Here is a 19,570-nt window from a genome sequence, read left to right as displayed (position 1 = left end):
GTGGAAGAGTGCGGCAGGAATGTGATTCGGAATAGCTAATTTTCTATCGTTATCATAGACTTTGCGTATGAAGCCGCAATCAAGTCTGATATAGCTCTGACATCGGTCCGTCACGGTTGTGGTAGTTTGTGTCTGTGTTACTTGACTACCCGGGCCTCTGGAAGTCATTTGGGTATATTGGGCTGTTTATCGGCGTTTAGTCACGTATTGGACTGGGTCGTTTGTTAGGAGAAAAGAATGGAGTTGATGTCGAACCGGAAAGTGATTCTGGTTGCCGGATTAATCGCAGGAATGCTGCTGGCATCGGCAATCGGGCACATTCAGCATCAGCCAACGGTTGCGGAAATGGACAACCTTCGTGAGATAAACACTGAACAGGCGGAGCAAATACAAAGTCTGAGCTCGCGTTTAGAAACGATGGCGTCAATGGAAACTCAAAAAGCAATTGAATTTAAAGAGTTACAGCAAGAACTTGAGCAGAAAATGCTGGAGTTATCTTCAGTACGAGAAGATCATGCAAAACAAATGGCTGCGATTAAGCAACAGAAAAAGCAGCTGACTGTGACCAAAAAACAACTAGACACCAAAGTAGAGACGCTGACTGAAGCAACCCAAAAACAGCAGACTGTGCTGTCCAACTCTAAAGCGTTATACCAGCAGCAGTTGGCGCTGCAAAAACAGCTCAGTCAGGTAGAGGCTGATGTGAAACAAGCGCGGCGTCTTGCTGAAGAGTTTAAAAAGCCGTGCGACGAGTTTAAATCCGGCAAGAGTTGGAACTGGGTTTCTCAGGCCGATTGTGATCGCTATGAAGCAAAATTATCCAAAGTGGCGGAAGCGGAAGTGGAACGAACGGCGCTTCAAAACGAACTTGATGAACTGAATGAGAAAATCAATGTTACATTGCCAAAAGATGAGTGATGTTCATGACGATCAACAAGTGTCAACCAGGTAGCCTGGGCATTCAGGATATGTTTTCAGACATACCGGATAACTTGCCGGAAGAGCTGTTTCAGACTCTGATTAATACGTCTGGTGTACGTATTGAGCGAATTCTCTCCCGGGGTCACCAGACACCACCTGACGAGTGGTACGATCAACATGAAGATGAATGGGTGATGGTCATTCAGGGGGCAGCCGAGCTGGCATTTGACGATGGCCGTTTACCCGTTCGACTCGGTAAAGGCCAAAGTATCTATCTTCCTGCACACTGCCGTCACCGGGTCAGCTGGACGGTGCCCGATAAGAATACCGTTTGGCTGGCCGTATTTTTTCCATCTGACCGCAATGACTTGTCAATGCCGCCTGAATAAAACCGGCATCAAGAGGATACCGGTGCTGTTGTCTGATTTTCACTGTGCTGCCAGATAAGGTTTAGCCAACCGGCAAAGCCAAAGCGACCGGAAACTGACGAGCGCTCGCCAGTGCCTCGGCTTTTTGGGTGATCGTGGCAGCGTCAAGTTGCTGTGTTACGGTAAAGCGTGCCTCCAGAGGCAATGTCACGCCACTTTGTTCTGCGCTAATCAATCCGTCTTCTACCAGCTTTTGAATAATGAGCTCTGCCGCAGTTAATGCGGAGGACGCTTTGACGATCTCTGTGCGGGCATAGTGGTGGCCATCAAACGAAACATCGGCAGCACGTAGTGAGGGATCGTCCCCGGGATTTGTTGCGCCCCAAACAGTGGCGGACCGCCTACACGGGCAGTTTTATATGCTGGCAGATGTTTGGCAACATGCGCGATGGCTCTGAGTGTTCGTTGTTCGATATCACTGGGTTGCCAACCGTTTCTCAGCATATTTTTGTATAACGGGTTTAAAACGGGCTGAGCGCTTTGTTCAGTGCTGCGAACCAGGCCGTCTTTAAAGAGCGTGATGTCTTCTGTCATGCCGTGTAACTGGAAGTAGCCATCCGGATAGGGAGTCAGTTGTGCCATTCCCTGCGGGGTGCCACGCTGACCATGAAAAATAATTTCAGGCCATTCTGCTTGGCTGTCTTCCCATCGGGTGACATAGGCCGCTTTGAACTCGACCAAACGTTTCCGTTGATAATGCGCCATATCGTCTAAGGTGCCGGTTCGGTAACCGCACGCATTGATCAGATAATCCACGTCCTCAGTGTGACTGTCACAATCACTGCTGTCGTTACCCGGAGAGCAGTAAGTAATTTGCCATTTACGGGTCTGGCTGTTCTGCTCAATATGAGTGACTTTGGTGTGTGTTCTGACCTGGCTGTTGGGCAGCGCATCCAGACCCAGAGTCACCGTGGCAGCTAAGCGAAAGACGCTGACACCGTACTCCTGAACAAGGACGATGGGGAATTTAAAATGATCAAGGTTAAGGTGTTTTGCGACCGGCACCATCCAGTCATCAGGCGCTGTCGCACGCTCAGGCATCTCATGTTGAGCTAGTCTTTCCAGATCCTCGCGATAATAGAGCCGGAAATAATCATCCGGCTCGCCCAATACCGCATTTGCCGCATCAGCCTGAACTAAAGCTTGGTAGTGCTGTTCAAGCAAAGTCAGCCGGGGAAGCAATAAGTCGGGATGGCCGGGATCTTGTATCGGAACAGCGATGACGGTGGGGCGAATATTTGCGCTGTGTTTATAGACTCTTAACGTATCGACAGACTGTGTCAGCAGTTGGAGACACTGCTCATCTGAAATGTCACGATACAGATTGCCGCCTGCGTGTAAGTGGCAGATAGGAGGGCCATTCACCAGGCTGGGCCCTTCTTCGAAAAGGCTGACAGAGAAACCTTGCTCGGCAAGTCGAAGCGCAATGGTAGAACCTGCCATTCCTCCGCCAATAACCCCAATTTTAAGATGGCTTAAAGGTCTGTTTGTGCCCGTTTCAGTCGTCATCAGCGGTAAATTCAACATTTTTGTAATCAGTTCTCATGCCGGACATTTTACTTGTCTGGCGCTTCGTTTGAAACAGTGAACATAAACAAACGCATTGATTGTTCATTTTTCTGTCAGTGTGAATTTACAATGTAAACATTATGCACCTGAATGGGCATGTGGGGTGGGTTGTCAATCTGCGTGGCTGATTGAAAAACTGCCCTGAAGCCTGGCGATTCCGCCTGCTGTCAGTGGTATTTTTTTGACTTGAATGACGAAGAAAATCCCATTTCCGGACTCTGTCGTAGATTGTGCTTAAAAATCGGTCCAGATGGATGTCTTAATAAAGATATCGGCGCGCTATAACCTGCTTATTACCTTGCCAAAATTACTATTCCTGTCTAAACCCTTAGAGGTAGTGGTGAACTAATAACAAGGAAAATTTTATGATTCGAATAATCAAAATTGTACCGTTGGCGATTTTTTTGTCGGGTTCAGTTGTCGCAGCAACAGAGAATCCGTGGTATTTCGGCGCCCGGGTGGGTGGCACTCATTTCAATAATTTTGATGGTGCAATTGACGGCCAGAAAAGTGACTACGGGCAAGATGACTGGGGCGGGGGTGTTTTTCTGGGTTACCAGTTCTCTCCTATGGTTGGCTTAGAAGGCGGGTACACTTACCTTGGTGAAGCCGATTATGATTTAGGCAGTGGTGGCTTTGAAGCTTATGGTTTGGATTTAGTTGCCAAGCTGACATGGCCTGTGACAGATGTCGTTGACCTGTATGCCAAAGCCGGTGGCTTTTTCTTTAATGTTGACAACACGGTAAATGGTGCCGATGGCAATGGCACATCGGGCACTGCAGGGGTTGGGGCTGAGTTTTACATGAATCCCAACGTATCAACACGGTTAGAATATCAATATTACAATCAGGTTGGGCGCAGTGAGCCTGGTAAAACAGATATTCATTTCTATGGTTTGAGCCTGGTTTATCACTGGGGAGCACCAGCGGCAGCGGCTGTTGTTGAAGAGGCGGCTCCGCTGCCAGAGCCTGCACCTTTACCTGCTGCGACTATTCAGCCTATTCGGGTGGCATTACCCTTTAACTTCGACAGTAGCCAGTTAACGGACGACTACGTCGCGCAGTTGGAACCTATTGCCGACCGTTTGGTGAATTATCCTGACAGTAAACTTCAGGTCATAGGCCACACCGATGCATCAGGAACGCCAGCATACAATCAGAAACTGTCAGAGGAACGTGCAGCAGCAGTGGCAGGCTATCTGGCGGGTTACTTCAGTATTGGTATGGACAGAATCGAGATTAAAGGCTTTGGCGAACGGGATCCTATCGCAACGAACAACACGGAAGAAGGTCGAGCGAAAAACCGCCGGGTTGAGGCTTACATGCCTGGCATGGCGGCTGATAAAAGCCAGTAGTTTCAGTGTTTTACTCAGTAAAGCCTCCTTGATTGGAGGCTTTTTCTGGTCAGGGCAAAAGAATCCAATGTCCAGATGATCAGGCTGGCGCTTTACAGTTGGGATGTGTTGCTGTTGAAACAGGCAAGCGGCCGATTTCACGCCGGAGATCATCAATGCGCGATGCATGGGAAGGGTGGGTCGACAGTATTTCAGGGGGTTGCCCGCCGCCGCTGGCTTTGCTCATGTTTTGCCAAAGCGCCACACTTTGATTCGGATCGAAACCGGCTTGGGACATCATACGCAGCCCGATGATATCGGACTCCGATTCCTGCGCCCTGCCATAAGGCATCAGAATGCCGTACTGTACACCCAGCCCGAGTCCGGCCATGGCCATTTCCTGATACTCAGTGCCACCGAGGGCGACGCTGGAAATTTGCAAACCCAGGTTGGCTAACTGAGATCGGGACAAGCGCTCGTTGCTGTGTTTGGCAAGGACATGGCCAATTTCATGGCCGATAACTGTGGCGAGTTGATCCTGATTCTTTGCAACGTTCAGCAGGCCGGTATACACGCCGATTTTTCCGCCGGGCAGCGCGAAGGCGTTCACCTGATCACTGTCGAATACAACCACTTCCCAGCTTGGTGCTTCAGGCTGACGGCCAAGTGATGCAGTTAAAGCACGAGTGACACACTGAACATAGGCATTAACCTGAGGATCAGTATTGATCTTTTCCTTTGTTTTCATCTCTTCAAAGGACTGTGCACCCAGTTGCGACATGTCCTGTTCAGAGAACAGCAGTACCTGTTGCCGGCCAGTGGGTGAATTACTGCAAGCAGCCAGCAGTAACGCGCTTGCCAGCAAACTGGTCATGGGTAAATGGCGAAATGCTATCATAGTTCTCACTCCTTGCTTTTTAGTATATGCCATGTTGTACATCGCTTATCAGCCATTTATATAGATGTTATGCTGGCGCAATCTAGCTTGTGATAAGGAATCGCAATGTCGATTTGGCGAAAGAAATTTGATCTTAACGACTTAAATCAAACCTCAGTGAACACCCTGGTTCAACACCTCGGCATCGAATACAGTACCTTTGATGACAATAGCCTGACGGCAATAATGCCAGTCGATTCAAGAACTCACCAGCCTTTTGGTATGTTACATGGCGGCGCATCTGTGGTTCTGGCGGAAACGCTGGGGTCGATTGCTGCCAACATGTGCGTCAGTGACGATAAATACTGCGTTGGCCTTGATATTAATGCCAATCATATCCGTGTCGTTCGTACAGGCTTTGTGAAAGGAACAGCCAGCCCTGTACACTTAGGGGCCACGACACAAGTCTGGCAAATCACTGTCACCGATGAACGGAACAATCTTGTGTGTACAAGCCGGCTAACGATGGCGGTACTGAAACATAAAAAGAAGGACGAAGCATGATTCTGACATTCAGCCAGGGCAGAATTGTTGCCAATCAGCATGAGCTGGTGATTCGTCTCGAAGGGATGGGGAAAGTGACTTTGCAGGCGAGAGCGGATGATATCCGCTTGTTAAGGCAGCCAAATATCATTACTGCTACCGGGAGTGGTGTGCAATGGTCAATCCATTTAGATGATGATGCACAACTTGAATCCCTGTCGGACTGTATGGGGATTGCCATTGATTCTCATCATAATGAGTGATTATTTCTTTTTTATAATGATTAACGTACGGCGACCTTTTTTGAGGGATATATCGCGAAGTTTAGATTAATGGCTTTTATCTCTGATTATTTTTCTACAAAATCGAATTATTATATTTGATTTTTCGATGTGTTTAGAGCTTGCAAATTAGCTACGTATTGATGTGGCTATAAGAAAGGATATCTATGCAAGAGCCTCAACTTAACAGAATTGCGGTGAACGCTTTTCGTACTCTGTTTAGCCGTTGTCCTGATTTTTGTAACCTACAATCTACTTTTTATGGCTGGGTCGCATTTCTTGCGACAGAAAAACGACGCGTGGTGATTAAGTTTTGTCGTCAGGCAGGGCGGCTGAGTCAGGAAATTAATTCTGTCAATCGTTTAAGAACAATGATTGATTGTAAAGTGCCTGAAATTTTATTTTTTGGCTGTGAAGAAGGACATGAATTCATCGTTATGGAGTGGGTGGATGGTGTCCCGGCGCATGAATTACCGACTGAACCACATGCGCTGAAGGTATTTTCGGATCACTTTACAGAGCTTCTTATTAATATGCACAATCAACCTCATGAGGAAGGGTTTGAAATAGCAGAGAATAAGTATGATTCTCAGATAACACCTGCATTTGAAATATGGATGGAACCGGTATTACGGTACGTCTTAGACCCCAAATCTCCTTTCTCAGCGGAGCTGAAAAATCAATTCGAAAAACTCTGGGATGAGCGTCAGTCAGTATTGGCCCCCATAAATGCACAGCCATCTTTTGTACATGATGATTGTCATTTAGCGAATGTCCTTTTCGATGCAAAAACGTTTAAAGTGGCGGCAATTCTTGATCCGGCCGATGCCGGTATCAAGCACAGAGAGTTTGATGTGTTTCATTTAAATGATATTCGTCCCGATTTGGATCTGATTGGCCGTTATGTGGCGAAATATCCCCTTGCTGAAGGCTATGAAATACGGCGCTGGTATTTCAGCCTTTGGGATGATGCAAAACATGCATCGAACATTGGTTGGTATGATGAGCAAAGCTTCATTTATAAACTGCAGAAATACCATGGCTTATCTAAAAGGGCTGGCAGGATGCTTTGAGAGATGCCGTCAAATTGTTTACAATGTGCGCGTATTTTCGACCTTTAGTGGCATCCGTATGAAAAAAACGCTCATTTTGTTTGTGATATCTCTTATGTCGGGATGTGTGTCTTCTCCTTCGACTCCGCCCTCAACTCAGAATGAGGATGTGGCTCAAGCTGATAAAGCCATCACGTCATTGCCGGAGGATCAATCTGAGTCAGTTAAGGTGATGCCGTCCGTACCGGTTGTTGTCACGCCTACTGAAACCACGCCCCAAACGGTTCAAACTCCTCCTCCAGTTGCTAAGCCGCAGCCTGAAAAAGTAAAAACGCGTGATGGAAAGTTGATACTGGGTCAGCACGAGTGGGTGTGGTTGAGTCCGGCAAAACAGTTCGTCAAAGTACGGATTAACCAGGAACAAAAAGCATCGACATTGGGTGTAACCGCACTGGTTCCCTTTGAGCGTGATGGCAATGAATGGGTCAAATTTACTGCTCGCGGTATGGACTTCGAACTCCCTGTAACCCGATGGTTGGAAAAAGAGGACGCTAAGTCAGCCATTGTCCAGGTCAGAACTATTCTGGGAGATCTGAATGCATTAACCGATTTTGCCTTGGTGGAAGGCAAAGATGTTGTGCTGGGTGAAAATTTCACCAAAGACGTGGCGATTGTCGATTCGACCCGTGACTTTGTTCAGCCGAAAAAGAAGAAATGAAAATACGCAGCAAGGCACAATTTTAATGTTACTGAGCCAGGCAGCCACAATTGCCTGGCTCAGTGTGATTCCGCTTATCTGGTCTGTACCGAGACTTCATAGCTGGTGAATTTACGTACGTTGATCACACCAGTGTCGAAGATCAGATATTGACCTTTCATGCCAAGCAGTGTCCCTTCAACCACAGGCTCTTTGTCGAAATTATGTGACTGTATTTTCTTAGGATACGCACTTACCGGGTAAGTAATCTCGACGATGTCTTCTTTAAGACGTTCAATGGAATCTGCGCCAAAATGCAGCAATAAATCCTGTAGCTTTTCCTCAATCGCGGGCAGCAGCTTTTCTGCTTCCGCGGCTAAATCGATCGCCTCTGCATCTCCTTTCAGCATTGCCCGCCAGTTGGTTTTATCGGCAATAAATTCAGCTAATGCAACCTCAACTAACCCGGAAAGATGACGGTTTTTCACTTTGAGTATCGGTAAAGCCTGCGTGGCGCCCTGATCAATCCAGCGTGTCGGAATTTGGGTATGGCGGGTGATCCCGACTTTCAGGCCGGAAGTGTTGGACAGGTACACATAGTGGGGCACCATGCAGTGTGAGTCACCCCATTCAGGCTCCCGGCATGTGCCTTGCGCATAGTGACAGGTTTCTGGCTTCATGACACACATGTCACAACGGGCCAGTTTTTTCATACACGGAAAGCAATGCCCTTGTGAATAGCTCTTTTTGGTTTTTCTTCCGCAGGCATCACAGAAAATATTGCCGCTGAAAGTGAGTTGCAGGTGATGACCAATCAGCGGGTTCAGATCGAGAGTTTGGTCTCCAACCAGCAGCTGATAACTGACGACATCGCCAAGCGATGAACGCATTTTACTTAATGTACCTTGCATGATAATTCTCTGCTTACATTGCTTTAGATGGGATCTCTGCCCCTGTCGTATGAGTGTACCACTTCGGTCTTCAACAAGAAAAAACGGCCCAGGTGAAGTGGGCCAGTTGCGTTTTTTATCAACAATGGGCGCTTCACATGGGCCGGTTCAGAAACTGTATGGAACTAGCGGTTTTCCAGGCGGTTGTAGTCCAGCAAACCACTTTCAATAGGCCTGTTCTGGCGATTGATTTGATTTAACTTATCGCTGAATGCCCAGAAGGCTGGATCGGTACGACGAACGGCGACGTTATCCAGCAGTGACCGGTAATCCGCTTCACTGTAGATTCGCTTTGCCTGCGAAACAACATCCGGCAGTTCAGCTTCTCTGATATGCCAGAATGCGCTTGGATAACTGCCCAGCAAGCCATTGACCAGTGTCAGATCATCGTTGGACGGTAGGCGGTTTTTCTCCTCGTCGAACAGGCTGGAAATGTTTTTGTGCGCACTATTACGCACCAGAGTCAGCAACTGTGGTGGTGTATTTGGCTCTGTTGGCTCAATCATGATGAAGGTCAATTCGGGAAACAGCGTGGCCTGGCGGCCTTGTATCCGGGCTAGAGCACGTAACTGATTGAGACTCGCTTTACTGAGCTGCACATTGTCCAGTGAGTAACGGGTGTTATTCTGATCGACATCTTTGAGCTTGGACTGCAGCATTCCCAGCAGCTCGGCTTTGGGGTTAGATGTCGTATACTCAATGCCGGACGGCTGTGAGAAATCGTTGATATCACCTTCAAGGTAGTGCAACAGGCTTTGGTTCGAATCCTGATACCAATTAGCAAGTTCACTATGACGCGTCGCAGGAGGGAGGAGCGACAGGAAGTTTGACTCACCTTCCATCCGCAGGAAATCCATATACATTCTGGTCAGCAACTGGTGACCAAAGTTGCCGTACACATCGAAACCCGCAACAAGCAGGTAGTGGATACGCTCAATCAACGAATAGTCTAATACCCAAGCGGTTTTGGGGTGCTCACCCACCAAGCCTTTCACGACGGTTGCACTGTCAAAATGACGGAAAATAGTCAGGGCAGCGTTATCGTTGGCGCCGTCGCCATCCCAGATTAAATCGGTCGTCAGATGCTGGCCATTTTTGAAAGCATCATTGAGATAGGCATTTTTTGCCCTCAGAAACCGTCCTTGTTGCTTTGAGTATGTCACCCAGTTATGCAGTGGCAAGGTGGTGCTGTTTTTCTCTGCCGGCAAGCGAAGATTATCGGCCTGAGTGGCATAAAAGGCTGCCACTTGCGGTGAATCAGCGATATCTGGATCGACAAAGACAACCCAGAATCTGTCGTTGATCACATTCAATGCCAATTGGCCACGGCAGACAGGTCCTTTGATGAACCCCATAATCGTGTGCTGAGCATTGTCGATCATATACCGGTAACGGGCACCAACAGGCAGTTGCTCAAAGGCGAGCAAGGGATTAGCAGCCAGCTCCGGGGTATAGCCGGGCAGGGCGCTCACCGTATAATTTGGTTCAATGAAGTGCGCTTTCAGGCGGGCCATGCGTTCGCCGGTCAGAGCAAATGGCATATGGGTTTTGTCTGTAATGGATTCCCGAACCGGCAGAATGCGGTAATAAACCCGTTGAACGCCCGGATCATCAAAAGGACGACGGGTGGCAATGAGATCGACTGGTTTTCCTGGTGCTGTGCGTGAACGTACAATCCTGAAAAATGGAGTGTGCTCAGATGATTGCTCTGCATCAGGAAAATAGAGATGCGAAACAAACCAGTGTTCATACAGATAGCGGGAGGTCAGCTGATGTTTGAAATCATCTGCATTGAGAAATGCTTCCCACTCTGCTATTTGAGGTTTGACGGCTTGAGGTATCTCATATTGCGTTGCCATCGGCGCACCGGCGGCAACCCAGTCCATCAGGAGCTGATTTTCATCATCTGCCAGCTGAGGCAACCCGTATGGCATGCCCCATAGTGAATAACTCTGCTCGTAAGCCGACATTTCCTCAATGGTCGGACATTGCTCATTTCTGTCCAGAGAGAAATCCCAGTTGCCAGACAAAACCTTCTCATCGGGCAGAGGATGGTTTTGCTTCAGCATGAGCATTCTTGAAATAACGCTGAGCTGGGTATTCGCCTCAGCGCTTTGCACTCGTTCGTTCAGTACCGCAGAGAATCCCTTTTGGCGCCACTCCTCAGTGCTGTGGGCGTCCACGAACATGCGCGTGGTGTTCGCGGCAATCAGACGCGTGCCCTGATAGACTTTTTCTTTGTTTGCGCCTCTGTCTATCCCTTCGGCAGACGACATTTTTAACTGGCAGGGTGCATCGTAACAGGCGTGACAAACCACGCAGCGATTTTCCACCAAAGGTTTGACTTCATTGAGATACCGTTGAGCCAGGCTGGCTTCAGCGGGCAGAATTCTTGTCTGCGGTACTGGCTTGCCGTATATCTGGTCGAGATTAAATCCTGCATACGTTGCACAACCGGATACGATCAATGCCAGTAAGAGTAACAACGGACGTCGAGTCAGTTTCAATAAATGAACAGTCATGTGAGATAAATATCTGCCATAAAAGCAATCAGTATAAGCAAAGAGTCGGTTATCTCAAGAACTCATATAAACAATGTTCGATTGAGAAAGTTGCTGAGATGGCGGTCAGGTTTGTACTGACAGGGAAAACAGGAAAGCACAGGGAGCATGATGCCCCCTGAATGTTACTGATTAAAGATCGCCTGGAATTCTTTCTTCATTGGCGGGTGACGGCGAGCCTGTTTCAATTGCTTGCACAGGTCTTTCACACAATTGCGCAGCACTTTATCAAGCAGCACTGCTTTGTATTCACTTTGCTCTTCATCACTCATGTGATCCGGCAGTTGTGTTTCTTGCATTTCGGTCAGAAAGTCAACGCCGGCATAGCTTTGACTTAAAGCAACAAGCGCATGAAATTGCTCAAAGTTGTCTAAAATGTTTTGCGCGCTGCCAGGCAGCTCATCCCACGCTTCACGTGATGTCGTCTCTGAGACTTTATACACATTGATCAGCATGTTGAGCAGCTCGTCAGGTACTTTTTCGAATTCAACAACCTGGCGCAGTTCAGGTGAACAATCATCCAGCGTGTATTCTGTGTTTTCAACCTGATCCAGGTCTTGTTTTTCAATCTCAGACATACAAATTCCTAAGCATGTAAAAAGTAAAGGAAGCGAATCCTAATGACATGGCACCAAAAGTCAATATAGATGACTTTTCCCCGTTGGAGGCAGAGATACTGACCGGGGTATTGACAATGTGATGTTCAGACCAAAACCGGCAAGCAGAGAGCTGGAAATAAATTGAGAGGTTGTGACCGATGTTGGGGAATGATAAGTCACTTAGCCAATACTGTGTGCTATAAATGGATTAAGCTAATAATAAATAAATTCAATAGGATAACCTGATGGATGCAATGCGGATATTGCTGGTGGATGATGTTCAGGTCGAGCGCCTGCAATTGGCAATGCGGCTGCAGCGACTTGGTCATAGCGTTGAAGCCGTTGGGTCTGGCGTAGAAGCGATTGCGCGTTATTCTGCTTTTGAACCTGATCTGGTACTGATGGATATCAGTATGCCTGATATGGATGGTGTCGAGGTGGTCCGGCAGCTTCGTATTCAGCATACCGAGTGGGTACCGATAATTTTTTTGAGTGGTCATGAAGAACCTGAAATGATTGCAAAAGCCATTGATATGGGGGGCGATGATTATCTGGTGAAGCCAGTCGATAAAACGGTACTGGTCTCTAAACTCAAAGCGATGCAACGAATTGCAAATATGCGCCATCAGCTGAAAAGTGCCTCTGAGCAACTCAAGCTGGCAAACGAGAAACTGTCTGAACAAGTCAATGAAGACGGGCTGACGAAGATAGCGAATCGCCGGTATCTGGATCAGAAGCTGGCAGAGTTTATTGCATTACATGGCCGTAAAAATCAACCACTGACTATGATTATGATTGATGTCGATCATTTCAAATCTTATAACGATCATTATGGTCATTTAGAAGGCGATCGCTGTCTGCAGTTAGTTGCGAAAGCGCTGAAAGATAACTTTAGCCGCGCCGGTGAGCTGGTTGCCCGCTATGGCGGTGAAGAGTTTGTTGTTTTATTAAGTTATTGTGAGCAGTCTCGGGCAGTGAAAGAATGCGAACGACTGAAAAAATGTATAGAAAGTCTGGAAATCCCGCATCAGTATTCCCCAACAGCAAAGATAATTACTGTCAGCCAGGGTATGGCTTCCTGGACGCCAACCGGGTTGGAGTCGCCTGAATACGTGTATCAAATTGTTGATAAGGTGCTGTATAAGGCAAAAGAACAAGGCCGAAATTGTTACATTGCCGCTGAATTCACTTGAGCACACAGCGGCTAATGCATTGACTCGGTCACCTTCTGACCTGATGGGACTTTTCCGCTTGTCGGATTATATGACCATGCTAATCTCTCTTCACATCATGCCTGTCGGCATCGTTGCCAGATATTGATAAGAAGAAAGGATCAAAAAGTATGGATATGTCCCTTACCCAAATTGAAGCCCGAGTGATTGGCTGTCTGCTGGAAAAAGAAGTCACGACGCCGGATCAGTATCCATTAACCCTGAATGCACTGACGACTGCCTGCAATCAAAAAAGTAACCGCGACCCTGTCATGTCGCTGAATGAGGCAGAGGTCATGGACACGCTTGAGAGTCTGAAAGCAAAGCGCTTCATTCAGGAAATCACCGGGTTTGGCAGCCGTGTGGCGAAATACCAGCACCGCTTTTGCAACACTGAATTCAGCACACTGCAGTTCTCTGAACAAGAAAAGGGCATTATCTGTGTTTTGCTGCTGAGAGGCCCGCAGACGGCAGGAGAAATTCGTACCCGCACGAATCGCTTATGTCATTTTGCTGATGTGAAGGAAGCTGAGAATGTTCTCACTGCGCTGGCTGAAGGCGGTAAAGGGCCTTTTGTACTCAGGCTGCCACGTGAGGCCGGGAAGCGCGATAGCCGGTATATGCATCTGTTTAGCGGTGATGATTTTTCGGCTATCTCTTCTGATGTAGCAGACAGCGTTCATCATGTGTCAGACAGTTCATACAGTGATGCCTTGGAAGACAGGCTGGCGTTGCTGGAAAGCGAAGTTGTCGCATTGAGAGATGAAGTATCAGCACTGAAAGATAAAATCAGAGAGTTATGTGAATAAGCGTGATCCTGCACCAATCTGGTCTGTCTATTTAATACGTACACGCTGTAATCGCCTATATTGTGGAGTAACGACGGATGTTTTCCGTCGTTTATCCGAACACCAATCCGGTAAGAAAGGGGCGCGTTTCCTGAAAGGAAAAAGCCCCTTGACACTTGCCTGGTGCTCACGGGTTGGGGATAAACGCAATGCGATGCAGCTTGAATATAAAATAAAGCAACTGCCTAAATCGACGAAAGAGGCGCTGGCTGCTGAACAAATCGCCATTGCTGAGTTATTCCCCGACTACTTTGTTGGTGCGCTCTGATCAAGCGCGTGCCGAGATTATTGTCATTGCGTAGAAGTAGGGGATTTTCGTGAAATCATCATGGATTCATCATCGATTGCTGGGCGTCAGCCTGCTGACGGCAACCATAACTGTTCCTGCCTATGCCGCGGGTATCACAGCACATCCGGTACCAGGTCAGCCACTGGGCGAAAATGCACAACGTTTAATCAATTTGTACACGACTTTTATGTTAAAAGACGCAGTGCTGCAGGCATGTACCCGCAGCATGGAACAAACGAGAATGCAGGTTAATCATCAATACATTGAATATTCTCGCCTTGCCTTAGAATATATTCAGGCCGGGCGGTTAGTGGTGAAAAAGCAACTCCCTAAAGTCGATTTGATTGCCTGGCAATCGAAACTGGCTAATTCACAAGAATATTATGTAAATGGGTTTAGTGAATTCTCTGATGAACGTGTAACATTGGAATGTCAACAGGTTGCCAATGCCCTTGAAGCGATGAATCAACGCTTTGCAGCATTGCGATACTGAATATTCCATTTTGATTTTTACTGAGAAGCCCAAATATGGCTCTGAAAGCCACCATTTACAAAGCACATATCAATGTCGCCGATCTCGACCGGGGTCGTTATCTGGACGGTTCACATACGCTGGCCTGCCATCCTTCAGAAACCCTGCAACGTTTAATGCTGCGCTTAGTGGCGTGGGGTTTACATGCCGACGAGGCGTTGACTTTTACCAAAGGCTTATGTGACACCGATGAACCTGATCTATGGCTAAAAAACCTGCATGACGGCATTGAGCTTTGGCTGGAACTCGGACTGCCAGATGAAAAAAGGCTTCGCCGTGCCTCGCAGAAAGCAGATCAGGTCGTCATTTACGCTTATGGTGATAATGCTGCCCCTATCTGGTGGCAGTCGATGAAATCAAAGGCGGCGCAATTAAAAAATGTATCCGTGGTGTTCATTGAAGATGCCGTACTCGAATGCCTGGAGGGTATGGTAGAGAGAAGCATGCAGCTGCAGCTGACCATCGAAGGTGAGCACTGCTGGCTGTCGAGCGAAACTGCCAACTGTACAATCGTGCCGCAATGGTGGCAGCGCGGGGAATGATCTGCGGATGAGCAATGAGTGGCAAACCGCCACTCATTACTTTGAATGCGATCAGAGTCTAATCCATACTTCAATTACCATCCTTCCCGGAACAGGCTGAAATTGTGGCCGTTCTGTGTGATCGCAATACAAGGTCTCATGATAAAGGGGGATTACTGACGAACTGATGGCCGCTGGCTGACCTTTTCAAACCAAGCCTGCAGGTGCGGTAGAGATGCATCCAGGTTTATATCTAAATTTTTCATGAAATTACACATGACGTATGCGGTAATGTCAGCAATGGTAAATCTCTCGCCGGCGACAAACGCTGATTCGGAGAGTCGTTTCTCCAGCGACGGCAGAAATGCCATGAGCCGCTGACGCGACACTTCTCCCCAGGATTCCACACAGGTTTCTCTGTCTTTATAGACGCCTGTCAGATTTCTGAACGCTTGCATGGCAACGAATAAGCCTTTGAATTCCACGATTCTTTGCCACATCTCCACTTGCGATTTTTCCAGCGGTGTACTCCCAAATAAAGAGTTTTCACTGGGATGAGTTTCATCGAAGTACCGGCAAATAGCGACAGACTCGCTAATCGTGGTACCGTCATCGAGTTCAAGAACAGGTATCAGTCCGTTCTGGCTTTTAGCCTGAAAAGTATCTGATAAGTTTTCACCGCTGCGAATATCAATTGAAATTCGTTCAACGTTCAGGCCCATTTCCGCAAGGAAGATACTGACACGGCGAGCACTTGGCGATGGAGCTAGTTCGTAGATTTTCATGGTTTTCTCTTTAACGGAATGATCAGTTAGAATAAAATCTAAGTGATTGAAGTGCTTTACGTCAAGTGTGACAGAACAAAAATAGCACCCTGAGAGATAAGAATATGGCTAGGACCAAAAATTTTGACAGAGAAGAAAAGCTGATTCAGGCAATGGAGCTTTTTTGGCTTAAAGGTTATGCAGATACATCGGTCTCGGATCTGGTGGAGTGTCTGGGTATTAACCGCTTCAGTCTCTATAACACCTATACAGATAAAGCGAGCTTATTCAGCGAAGCGTTAGATTATTATTTAAAGACAGTGTCATTTCCGCCTCTTCATCAACTGCTGCACGAGAAAGCAGGGTACGAGGACATTGTGGCTTATCTGAAACGGTTTGCGTCACTGCAGCGTGAACAGACTTGCGGGTGCTTTATGCAGAATGCTTTACTTGAACGCGCACACTGCGATGAAAGTGTACTGGCGACGGGCGGCGTATTATTTCACGCACTGGCCGGCCGGTTTCAGACGGCGATTCAAAACGCGCAGGAGCAGGGCGAATGGAGTCTGACCACAGATGCGAAGCAATTCAGTCATTTTCTGGTCATGCAAATGCAGGGTATCAGGGTCCTGGGAAAAGCCCGTCAGTATGAACTGGTGGATAACGGCGTTGATGTGCTGCTTAGTCTGCTGGCATTGCAGAATCAGGCGGGTAACAAATACCACTAACCAGCATAGACGTTATCTTCAGGGTACTTCAGTTGGGTCGTCGTCGGTCTCGCAAGCAGATATGCCAGTGTAAGCGGACCGATACGACCGGTGATCATCACAATCACCATAATGATTTTACCTGGCTCCGACAGTGATCCGCTCAGTCCTGCACTTAACCCTGCGGTTGAGAAAGCCGATATTGTCTCAAACATGACCCGCTCGAACGATGCCTTCTCAGTCAGCATTAATAAAAACATGGCCAGTATGAGTATTAAGCCGCTGACAACAATAATTGCCAGGCATTTGAGCACTGTGCTCCAGGCGATTGTCCGTTTAAACAACACAACATGATTGTGCTGACGCAAAAAGGTGACTGTAGCCAGGACTGCCACGACGAAAGTGGATACTTTGATCCCCCCACCGGTTGATGTCGACCCCGCGCCAATCAACATCAACGCCATCATGACCAATAGCGCGGGTTGCGAAAAGTGCGAGATGTCCACAGAGTTAAATCCGGCGGTTCTGGCAGTCGCGGACTGGAAGAATGCATTCATCCACTGCAAACCGGGTGGTAAGTGCCCAAGTGTGGCGGGATTATTCTTTTCAAGTATCCAGAACAGCAAAGTACCGGACAACAGCAGCACCGGCGTGGCAATCAGCATGAGTTTAGAATGCAAACGCAGTTTGTGATGTTGTGTTTTTGACCACTTGAACAAATCTGCAACCACAGTGAAACCCAGACCGCCGCAGATAAACAGCAAAGAGATAGTCATCAGAAGCAGGGTATCGTCCTGATACCTTGTCATACTGTCAGAAAACAGTGAAAAGCCAGCATTGTTAAAAGCAGAGATGGCATGAAATACCGCAGTAAAAAGCCCTTCGGACCAACCAAATTCAGGCACCCACCTGACAGCAAGAATGAGGGTTCCTAATGTTTCAGCAACTAACGTAAACAGCATGATGAGGATGACCAGACGACGAATATTGATCGAGCTCTCTTGTCCTAAAGCACCTTTCGTGACAGCTTGCTGTTTGAGACTGAGCCGCGCGCCAAACAGGTAAAGCAGCACGGCTGATAATGTCATCTGTCCCAGCCCGCCGATCTGCATCAGAATCATCAGCAGCACTTTTCCACTGTGCGTAAAATGCGTACCGGTATCGACAACGCCTAACCCTGTGACACTGATGGCTGACGTGGCGGTAAACAGCGCATCGACAAAACTTAAGCCTGTCTGAGAAAAGAGAGGCAAGGTCAGCAGTACCGAGGCAGGTAACAGAATAGAAAGGAAACTGACAATAATGATCTTCGGTTCAGACCAAGGTGATTGCTTATGCGGTGTTTTCAGGTGAAATATTCCGCCTTTGCCAACGAAACCTTTCATATGCGTTTAAACAATTCGCTGAGTTCTGATTCCGGACCAGCGATGATCAGAATATCGCCGATTTCCATTCTGGTGTCTTTTGCTGGCTGAGGCCGAAGTTCTGGTCCTCGTTTTAATGCTAAAAGGTGGGTGTGTTGTCCCTGACAGCAAGGATGAGAAGAAATCGGGTTTCCCATCATGGTGGTTAGCACCACCACTTCGGCAACGGCCAGTCCGCTGCCCAGTTCGAGGTAATGGAAAATACGGGTATCAAGCATGATACGGGCAATGCGTTGTCCCATTTCCGTTTCTGGCATCACGACACGATCTGCGCCAATCTTATGCAGTATTTTTGCGTGATACCTGTCTTTGGCTTTGACCCAAACCTGCTTCACACCTGACTCTTTCAAGATCAGGGTGGTCAGAATACTGGCGTTCACGTTATCGCCAATAGCCACCATGGCGATATCGTAATCATCCAGTTTGAGCTCAGACACCGTATCTTCATTAGAGCAATCGGCGACGATAGCCTGCGTGACATGATCTGCGGCTTTACGCACCAGATCTTCATTCATGTCGATAGCCAGAACTTCGGCACCTTGCTGATTGAGTTCAAGGCAAAGTGCCATACCAAACCGACCGAGCCCGATGACGGCGACTTGCTTACTTTCTGTTGCCATGCTGCTGCCCTGCAAATAGTGTGTTTACGGAAACAAAGCATGTTTACAAGATAGGCCAGATCTGTGAATCCAGCCGTCTTGTAATCTGAATTTAAAAGAAAAATTGTCGCGAAACCGAATTTCCTTCAAACGATGGCATGAAGAGGGCCGATACCGGCCCCCGGCACAGGCCAGGTTAAGCAGCGTCCAGCCCCTGCTGCCAGAAAGCAATTTCCATCCGGGTAGCCGTTCGGAAAATGTTGATCAGCTGCTGGCCCCGAGGACTTGCCAGCTGCACTGGCTCAAGCAGATCGTTCAAGTGCCGGATGCTTGCTTGCACATCGTGCTGGAAGCTGTCGCCGCCATAGAGCTGAATCCAGCTGGCGTAAGGGTTGCCCTGAATACGGGTGTCTGAGGCTTGTATCAGCCTTTCACCAATCATGGCATAGCCGATCGCGCATGGGGCCAGCGCAGTAAATAAGTCCGTGAGGTCACCGGCCATACCTGTGTCCAGGACATACCTTGTATAGGCCACGGTTCCTACATCTTCAGCTTCGGCTTCCATGTCTGATTCAGTTAGCCCCCATTGCTGGCAATAGGTCACATGGTGATGCATTTCACTGCCGATCAGCGCCTGTAAACTGGGCAGCGGGCGGCGCATGTCTTCCAGGGTTGTTGCTTTATAAATGGCCAGGGCATAAGCACGGGCATAATGTTTCAGAAACAGGAAGTCCTGTTTTAAGTAATGCAGATAGGCTGCTGAATCCAAAGACCCTTGCGCCAGTTGTGTCACAAAGTGGTGATGGGTATATGCTTGCCAGTCATCCTGGCAGGCATCAATTAAATCGTGATGTTTCATTTGT

The 19,570-nt window shown here is 47.9% G+C and carries 23 protein-coding genes; 13 read left to right on the top strand and 10 right to left on the bottom strand.

The window, feature by feature from the left end; all coding sequences use genetic code 11:
- The first annotated feature begins 261 nt into the window (after positions 1–261).
- Together P4S53_RS02020 and P4S53_RS02015 are read left to right on the top strand one after the other, a co-directional pair.
- On the top strand, positions 262–918 hold the full coding sequence (locus tag P4S53_RS02020; RefSeq protein WP_337111140.1) for a chromosome segregation ATPase: 657 nt from the start codon (positions 262–264) through the stop codon (positions 916–918).
- 5 nt (positions 919–923) lie between these two features.
- Entirely contained in the window at positions 924–1,310 is a 387-nt protein-coding gene (locus tag P4S53_RS02015; protein ID WP_337111139.1) for a cupin domain-containing protein, read from the top strand.
- 61 nt (positions 1,311–1,371) lie between these two features.
- Here P4S53_RS02015 and P4S53_RS02010 read toward each other — a convergent pair whose 3' ends face one another.
- Positions 1,372–1,524 carry a hypothetical protein gene (locus P4S53_RS02010; protein ID WP_337111138.1) on the bottom strand — a complete coding sequence of 51 codons (153 nt, stop codon included), beginning with the start codon at positions 1,522–1,524 and terminating at the stop codon, positions 1,372–1,374.
- 41 nt (positions 1,525–1,565) lie between these two features.
- Positions 1,566–2,792 carry an FAD-dependent oxidoreductase gene (locus P4S53_RS02005; RefSeq protein WP_337111137.1) on the bottom strand — a complete coding sequence of 409 codons (1,227 nt, stop codon included), beginning with the start codon at positions 2,790–2,792 and terminating at the stop codon, positions 1,566–1,568.
- A gap of 491 nt (positions 2,793–3,283) precedes the next feature.
- On the opposite strand from P4S53_RS02005, the gene P4S53_RS02000 reads away from it, so the two are divergent.
- Positions 3,284–4,273: an OmpA family protein gene (locus P4S53_RS02000; RefSeq protein WP_337111136.1), complete on the top strand. Its 990-nt coding sequence runs from the start codon at positions 3,284–3,286 to the stop codon at positions 4,271–4,273.
- 79 nt (positions 4,274–4,352) lie between these two features.
- Here P4S53_RS02000 and P4S53_RS01995 read toward each other — a convergent pair whose 3' ends face one another.
- Entirely contained in the window at positions 4,353–5,150 is a 798-nt protein-coding gene (locus tag P4S53_RS01995) for a M48 family metallopeptidase (protein WP_337111135.1), read from the bottom strand.
- Between the two features lie 105 nt (positions 5,151–5,255).
- Between P4S53_RS01995 and P4S53_RS01990 the strand changes: the two genes are divergently transcribed.
- The 4 genes from P4S53_RS01990 (at position 5,256) to P4S53_RS01975 (ending at position 7,723) form a co-directional block, all read left to right on the top strand.
- Complete coding sequence (locus P4S53_RS01990; RefSeq protein ID WP_337111134.1) at positions 5,256–5,693, top strand: hotdog fold thioesterase; 438 nt, start codon at positions 5,256–5,258, stop codon at positions 5,691–5,693.
- The gene (locus P4S53_RS01985) at positions 5,690–5,935 is read left to right on the top strand and encodes a DUF3389 domain-containing protein (protein ID WP_337111133.1); all 246 of its coding nucleotides are present in this window, start codon (positions 5,690–5,692) and stop codon (positions 5,933–5,935) included. Before P4S53_RS01990 ends, P4S53_RS01985 begins: the two co-directional genes overlap by 4 nt.
- A 185-nt stretch (positions 5,936–6,120) precedes the next feature.
- Positions 6,121–7,026, top strand: coding sequence for a phosphotransferase (locus P4S53_RS01980; protein WP_337111132.1), 906 nt, complete (start codon positions 6,121–6,123; stop codon positions 7,024–7,026).
- Positions 6,992–7,723, top strand: a complete 732-nt coding sequence (locus P4S53_RS01975) for a putative ATP-dependent zinc protease (RefSeq protein ID WP_337111131.1) — start codon at positions 6,992–6,994, stop codon at positions 7,721–7,723. The genes P4S53_RS01980 and P4S53_RS01975 overlap by 35 nt, the downstream gene beginning before the upstream one ends.
- A gap of 74 nt (positions 7,724–7,797) precedes the next feature.
- Here P4S53_RS01975 and P4S53_RS01970 read toward each other — a convergent pair whose 3' ends face one another.
- From P4S53_RS01970 to P4S53_RS01960, 3 genes are all read right to left on the bottom strand, one after another.
- Positions 7,798–8,613, bottom strand: a complete 816-nt coding sequence (locus tag P4S53_RS01970; RefSeq protein WP_337111130.1) for a DUF2797 domain-containing protein — start codon at positions 8,611–8,613, stop codon at positions 7,798–7,800.
- A gap of 164 nt (positions 8,614–8,777) precedes the next feature.
- Positions 8,778–11,174 carry a fatty acid cis/trans isomerase gene (locus tag P4S53_RS01965; RefSeq protein ID WP_337111129.1) on the bottom strand — a complete coding sequence of 799 codons (2,397 nt, stop codon included), beginning with the start codon at positions 11,172–11,174 and terminating at the stop codon, positions 8,778–8,780.
- A 164-nt stretch (positions 11,175–11,338) separates the two neighbouring features.
- Positions 11,339–11,791 (bottom strand): DUF3069 domain-containing protein, encoded by a 453-nt coding sequence (locus tag P4S53_RS01960; RefSeq protein ID WP_337111128.1) that lies wholly within the window; start codon positions 11,789–11,791, stop codon positions 11,339–11,341.
- Positions 11,792–12,057: 266 nt separating this feature from the next.
- Between P4S53_RS01960 and P4S53_RS01955 the strand changes: the two genes are divergently transcribed.
- The 5 genes from P4S53_RS01955 to P4S53_RS01935 all read left to right on the top strand — a co-directional run bounded on the left by P4S53_RS01955 (position 12,058) and on the right by P4S53_RS01935 (position 15,234).
- Positions 12,058–13,005 (top strand): diguanylate cyclase domain-containing protein, encoded by a 948-nt coding sequence (locus P4S53_RS01955; protein ID WP_337111127.1) that lies wholly within the window; start codon positions 12,058–12,060, stop codon positions 13,003–13,005.
- A 149-nt stretch (positions 13,006–13,154) separates the two neighbouring features.
- Positions 13,155–13,832 carry a YceH family protein gene (locus P4S53_RS01950; protein ID WP_337111126.1) on the top strand — a complete coding sequence of 226 codons (678 nt, stop codon included), beginning with the start codon at positions 13,155–13,157 and terminating at the stop codon, positions 13,830–13,832.
- On the top strand, positions 13,825–14,139 hold the full coding sequence (locus P4S53_RS01945) for a GIY-YIG nuclease family protein (protein ID WP_337111125.1): 315 nt from the start codon (positions 13,825–13,827) through the stop codon (positions 14,137–14,139). The genes P4S53_RS01950 and P4S53_RS01945 overlap by 8 nt, the downstream gene beginning before the upstream one ends.
- Positions 14,140–14,188: 49 nt before the next feature.
- Positions 14,189–14,653 (top strand): hypothetical protein, encoded by a 465-nt coding sequence (locus tag P4S53_RS01940; protein WP_337111124.1) that lies wholly within the window; start codon positions 14,189–14,191, stop codon positions 14,651–14,653.
- Between the two features lie 35 nt (positions 14,654–14,688).
- The gene (locus tag P4S53_RS01935; protein WP_337111123.1) at positions 14,689–15,234 is read left to right on the top strand and encodes a YaeQ family protein; all 546 of its coding nucleotides are present in this window, start codon (positions 14,689–14,691) and stop codon (positions 15,232–15,234) included.
- Between the two features lie 152 nt (positions 15,235–15,386).
- Here P4S53_RS01935 and P4S53_RS01930 read toward each other — a convergent pair whose 3' ends face one another.
- Entirely contained in the window at positions 15,387–15,998 is a 612-nt protein-coding gene (locus P4S53_RS01930) for a glutathione S-transferase (protein WP_337111122.1), read from the bottom strand.
- A gap of 104 nt (positions 15,999–16,102) precedes the next feature.
- Here P4S53_RS01930 and P4S53_RS01925 point away from each other — a divergent pair, with 104 nt between their 5' ends.
- Positions 16,103–16,705 (top strand): TetR/AcrR family transcriptional regulator, encoded by a 603-nt coding sequence (locus tag P4S53_RS01925; RefSeq protein ID WP_337111121.1) that lies wholly within the window; start codon positions 16,103–16,105, stop codon positions 16,703–16,705.
- Here P4S53_RS01925 and P4S53_RS01920 read toward each other — a convergent pair.
- From P4S53_RS01920 to tenA, 3 genes are all read right to left on the bottom strand, one after another.
- Positions 16,702–18,069 (bottom strand): TrkH family potassium uptake protein, encoded by a 1,368-nt coding sequence (locus P4S53_RS01920; RefSeq protein ID WP_337111120.1) that lies wholly within the window; start codon positions 18,067–18,069, stop codon positions 16,702–16,704. The two genes, P4S53_RS01925 and P4S53_RS01920, sit on opposite strands and share 4 nt — an antisense overlap.
- Positions 18,066–18,728, bottom strand: coding sequence for a potassium channel family protein (locus tag P4S53_RS01915; protein WP_337111119.1), 663 nt, complete (start codon positions 18,726–18,728; stop codon positions 18,066–18,068). Before P4S53_RS01915 ends, P4S53_RS01920 begins: the two co-directional genes overlap by 4 nt.
- A gap of 175 nt (positions 18,729–18,903) precedes the next feature.
- Positions 18,904–19,566 (bottom strand): thiaminase II, encoded by a 663-nt coding sequence (tenA, locus tag P4S53_RS01910; RefSeq protein WP_337111118.1) that lies wholly within the window; start codon positions 19,564–19,566, stop codon positions 18,904–18,906.
- Positions 19,567–19,570: the final 4 nt, after the last annotated feature.

Source organism: Photobacterium sp. Hal280, assembly GCF_037162255.1.
Classification (GTDB): domain Bacteria; phylum Pseudomonadota; class Gammaproteobacteria; order Enterobacterales; family Vibrionaceae; genus Photobacterium.
This window is presented reverse-complemented; position numbering and strand designations above follow the sequence as displayed.

What these genes read in the sequence shown, in the direction of transcription:
- P4S53_RS02015 (WP_337111139.1), top strand. Translation starts at nt 924, where the DNA reads ATGACGATCAACAAGTGTCAACCAGGTAGCCTGGGCATTCAGGATATG.
- P4S53_RS02005 (WP_337111137.1), bottom strand. Translation starts at nt 2,792, where the DNA reads ATGGCAGGTTCTACCATTGCGCTTCGACTTGCCGAGCAAGGTTTCTCT.
- P4S53_RS02000 (WP_337111136.1), top strand. Translation starts at nt 3,284, where the DNA reads ATGATTCGAATAATCAAAATTGTACCGTTGGCGATTTTTTTGTCGGGT.
- P4S53_RS01995 (WP_337111135.1), bottom strand. Translation starts at nt 5,150, where the DNA reads ATGATAGCATTTCGCCATTTACCCATGACCAGTTTGCTGGCAAGCGCG.
- P4S53_RS01990 (WP_337111134.1), top strand. Translation starts at nt 5,256, where the DNA reads ATGTCGATTTGGCGAAAGAAATTTGATCTTAACGACTTAAATCAAACC.
- P4S53_RS01985 (WP_337111133.1), top strand. Translation starts at nt 5,690, where the DNA reads ATGATTCTGACATTCAGCCAGGGCAGAATTGTTGCCAATCAGCATGAG.
- P4S53_RS01980 (WP_337111132.1), top strand. Translation starts at nt 6,121, where the DNA reads ATGCAAGAGCCTCAACTTAACAGAATTGCGGTGAACGCTTTTCGTACT.
- P4S53_RS01975 (WP_337111131.1), top strand. Translation starts at nt 6,992, where the DNA reads ATGGCTTATCTAAAAGGGCTGGCAGGATGCTTTGAGAGATGCCGTCAA.
- P4S53_RS01970 (WP_337111130.1), bottom strand. Translation starts at nt 8,613, where the DNA reads ATGCAAGGTACATTAAGTAAAATGCGTTCATCGCTTGGCGATGTCGTC.
- P4S53_RS01965 (WP_337111129.1), bottom strand. Translation starts at nt 11,174, where the DNA reads ATGACTGTTCATTTATTGAAACTGACTCGACGTCCGTTGTTACTCTTA.
- P4S53_RS01960 (WP_337111128.1), bottom strand. Translation starts at nt 11,791, where the DNA reads ATGTCTGAGATTGAAAAACAAGACCTGGATCAGGTTGAAAACACAGAA.
- P4S53_RS01955 (WP_337111127.1), top strand. Translation starts at nt 12,058, where the DNA reads ATGGATGCAATGCGGATATTGCTGGTGGATGATGTTCAGGTCGAGCGC.
- P4S53_RS01950 (WP_337111126.1), top strand. Translation starts at nt 13,155, where the DNA reads ATGGATATGTCCCTTACCCAAATTGAAGCCCGAGTGATTGGCTGTCTG.
- P4S53_RS01935 (WP_337111123.1), top strand. Translation starts at nt 14,689, where the DNA reads ATGGCTCTGAAAGCCACCATTTACAAAGCACATATCAATGTCGCCGAT.
- P4S53_RS01930 (WP_337111122.1), bottom strand. Translation starts at nt 15,998, where the DNA reads ATGAAAATCTACGAACTAGCTCCATCGCCAAGTGCTCGCCGTGTCAGT.
- P4S53_RS01925 (WP_337111121.1), top strand. Translation starts at nt 16,103, where the DNA reads ATGGCTAGGACCAAAAATTTTGACAGAGAAGAAAAGCTGATTCAGGCA.
- P4S53_RS01920 (WP_337111120.1), bottom strand. Translation starts at nt 18,069, where the DNA reads ATGAAAGGTTTCGTTGGCAAAGGCGGAATATTTCACCTGAAAACACCG.
- P4S53_RS01915 (WP_337111119.1), bottom strand. Translation starts at nt 18,728, where the DNA reads ATGGCAACAGAAAGTAAGCAAGTCGCCGTCATCGGGCTCGGTCGGTTT.
- tenA (WP_337111118.1), bottom strand. Translation starts at nt 19,566, where the DNA reads ATGAAACATCACGATTTAATTGATGCCTGCCAGGATGACTGGCAAGCA.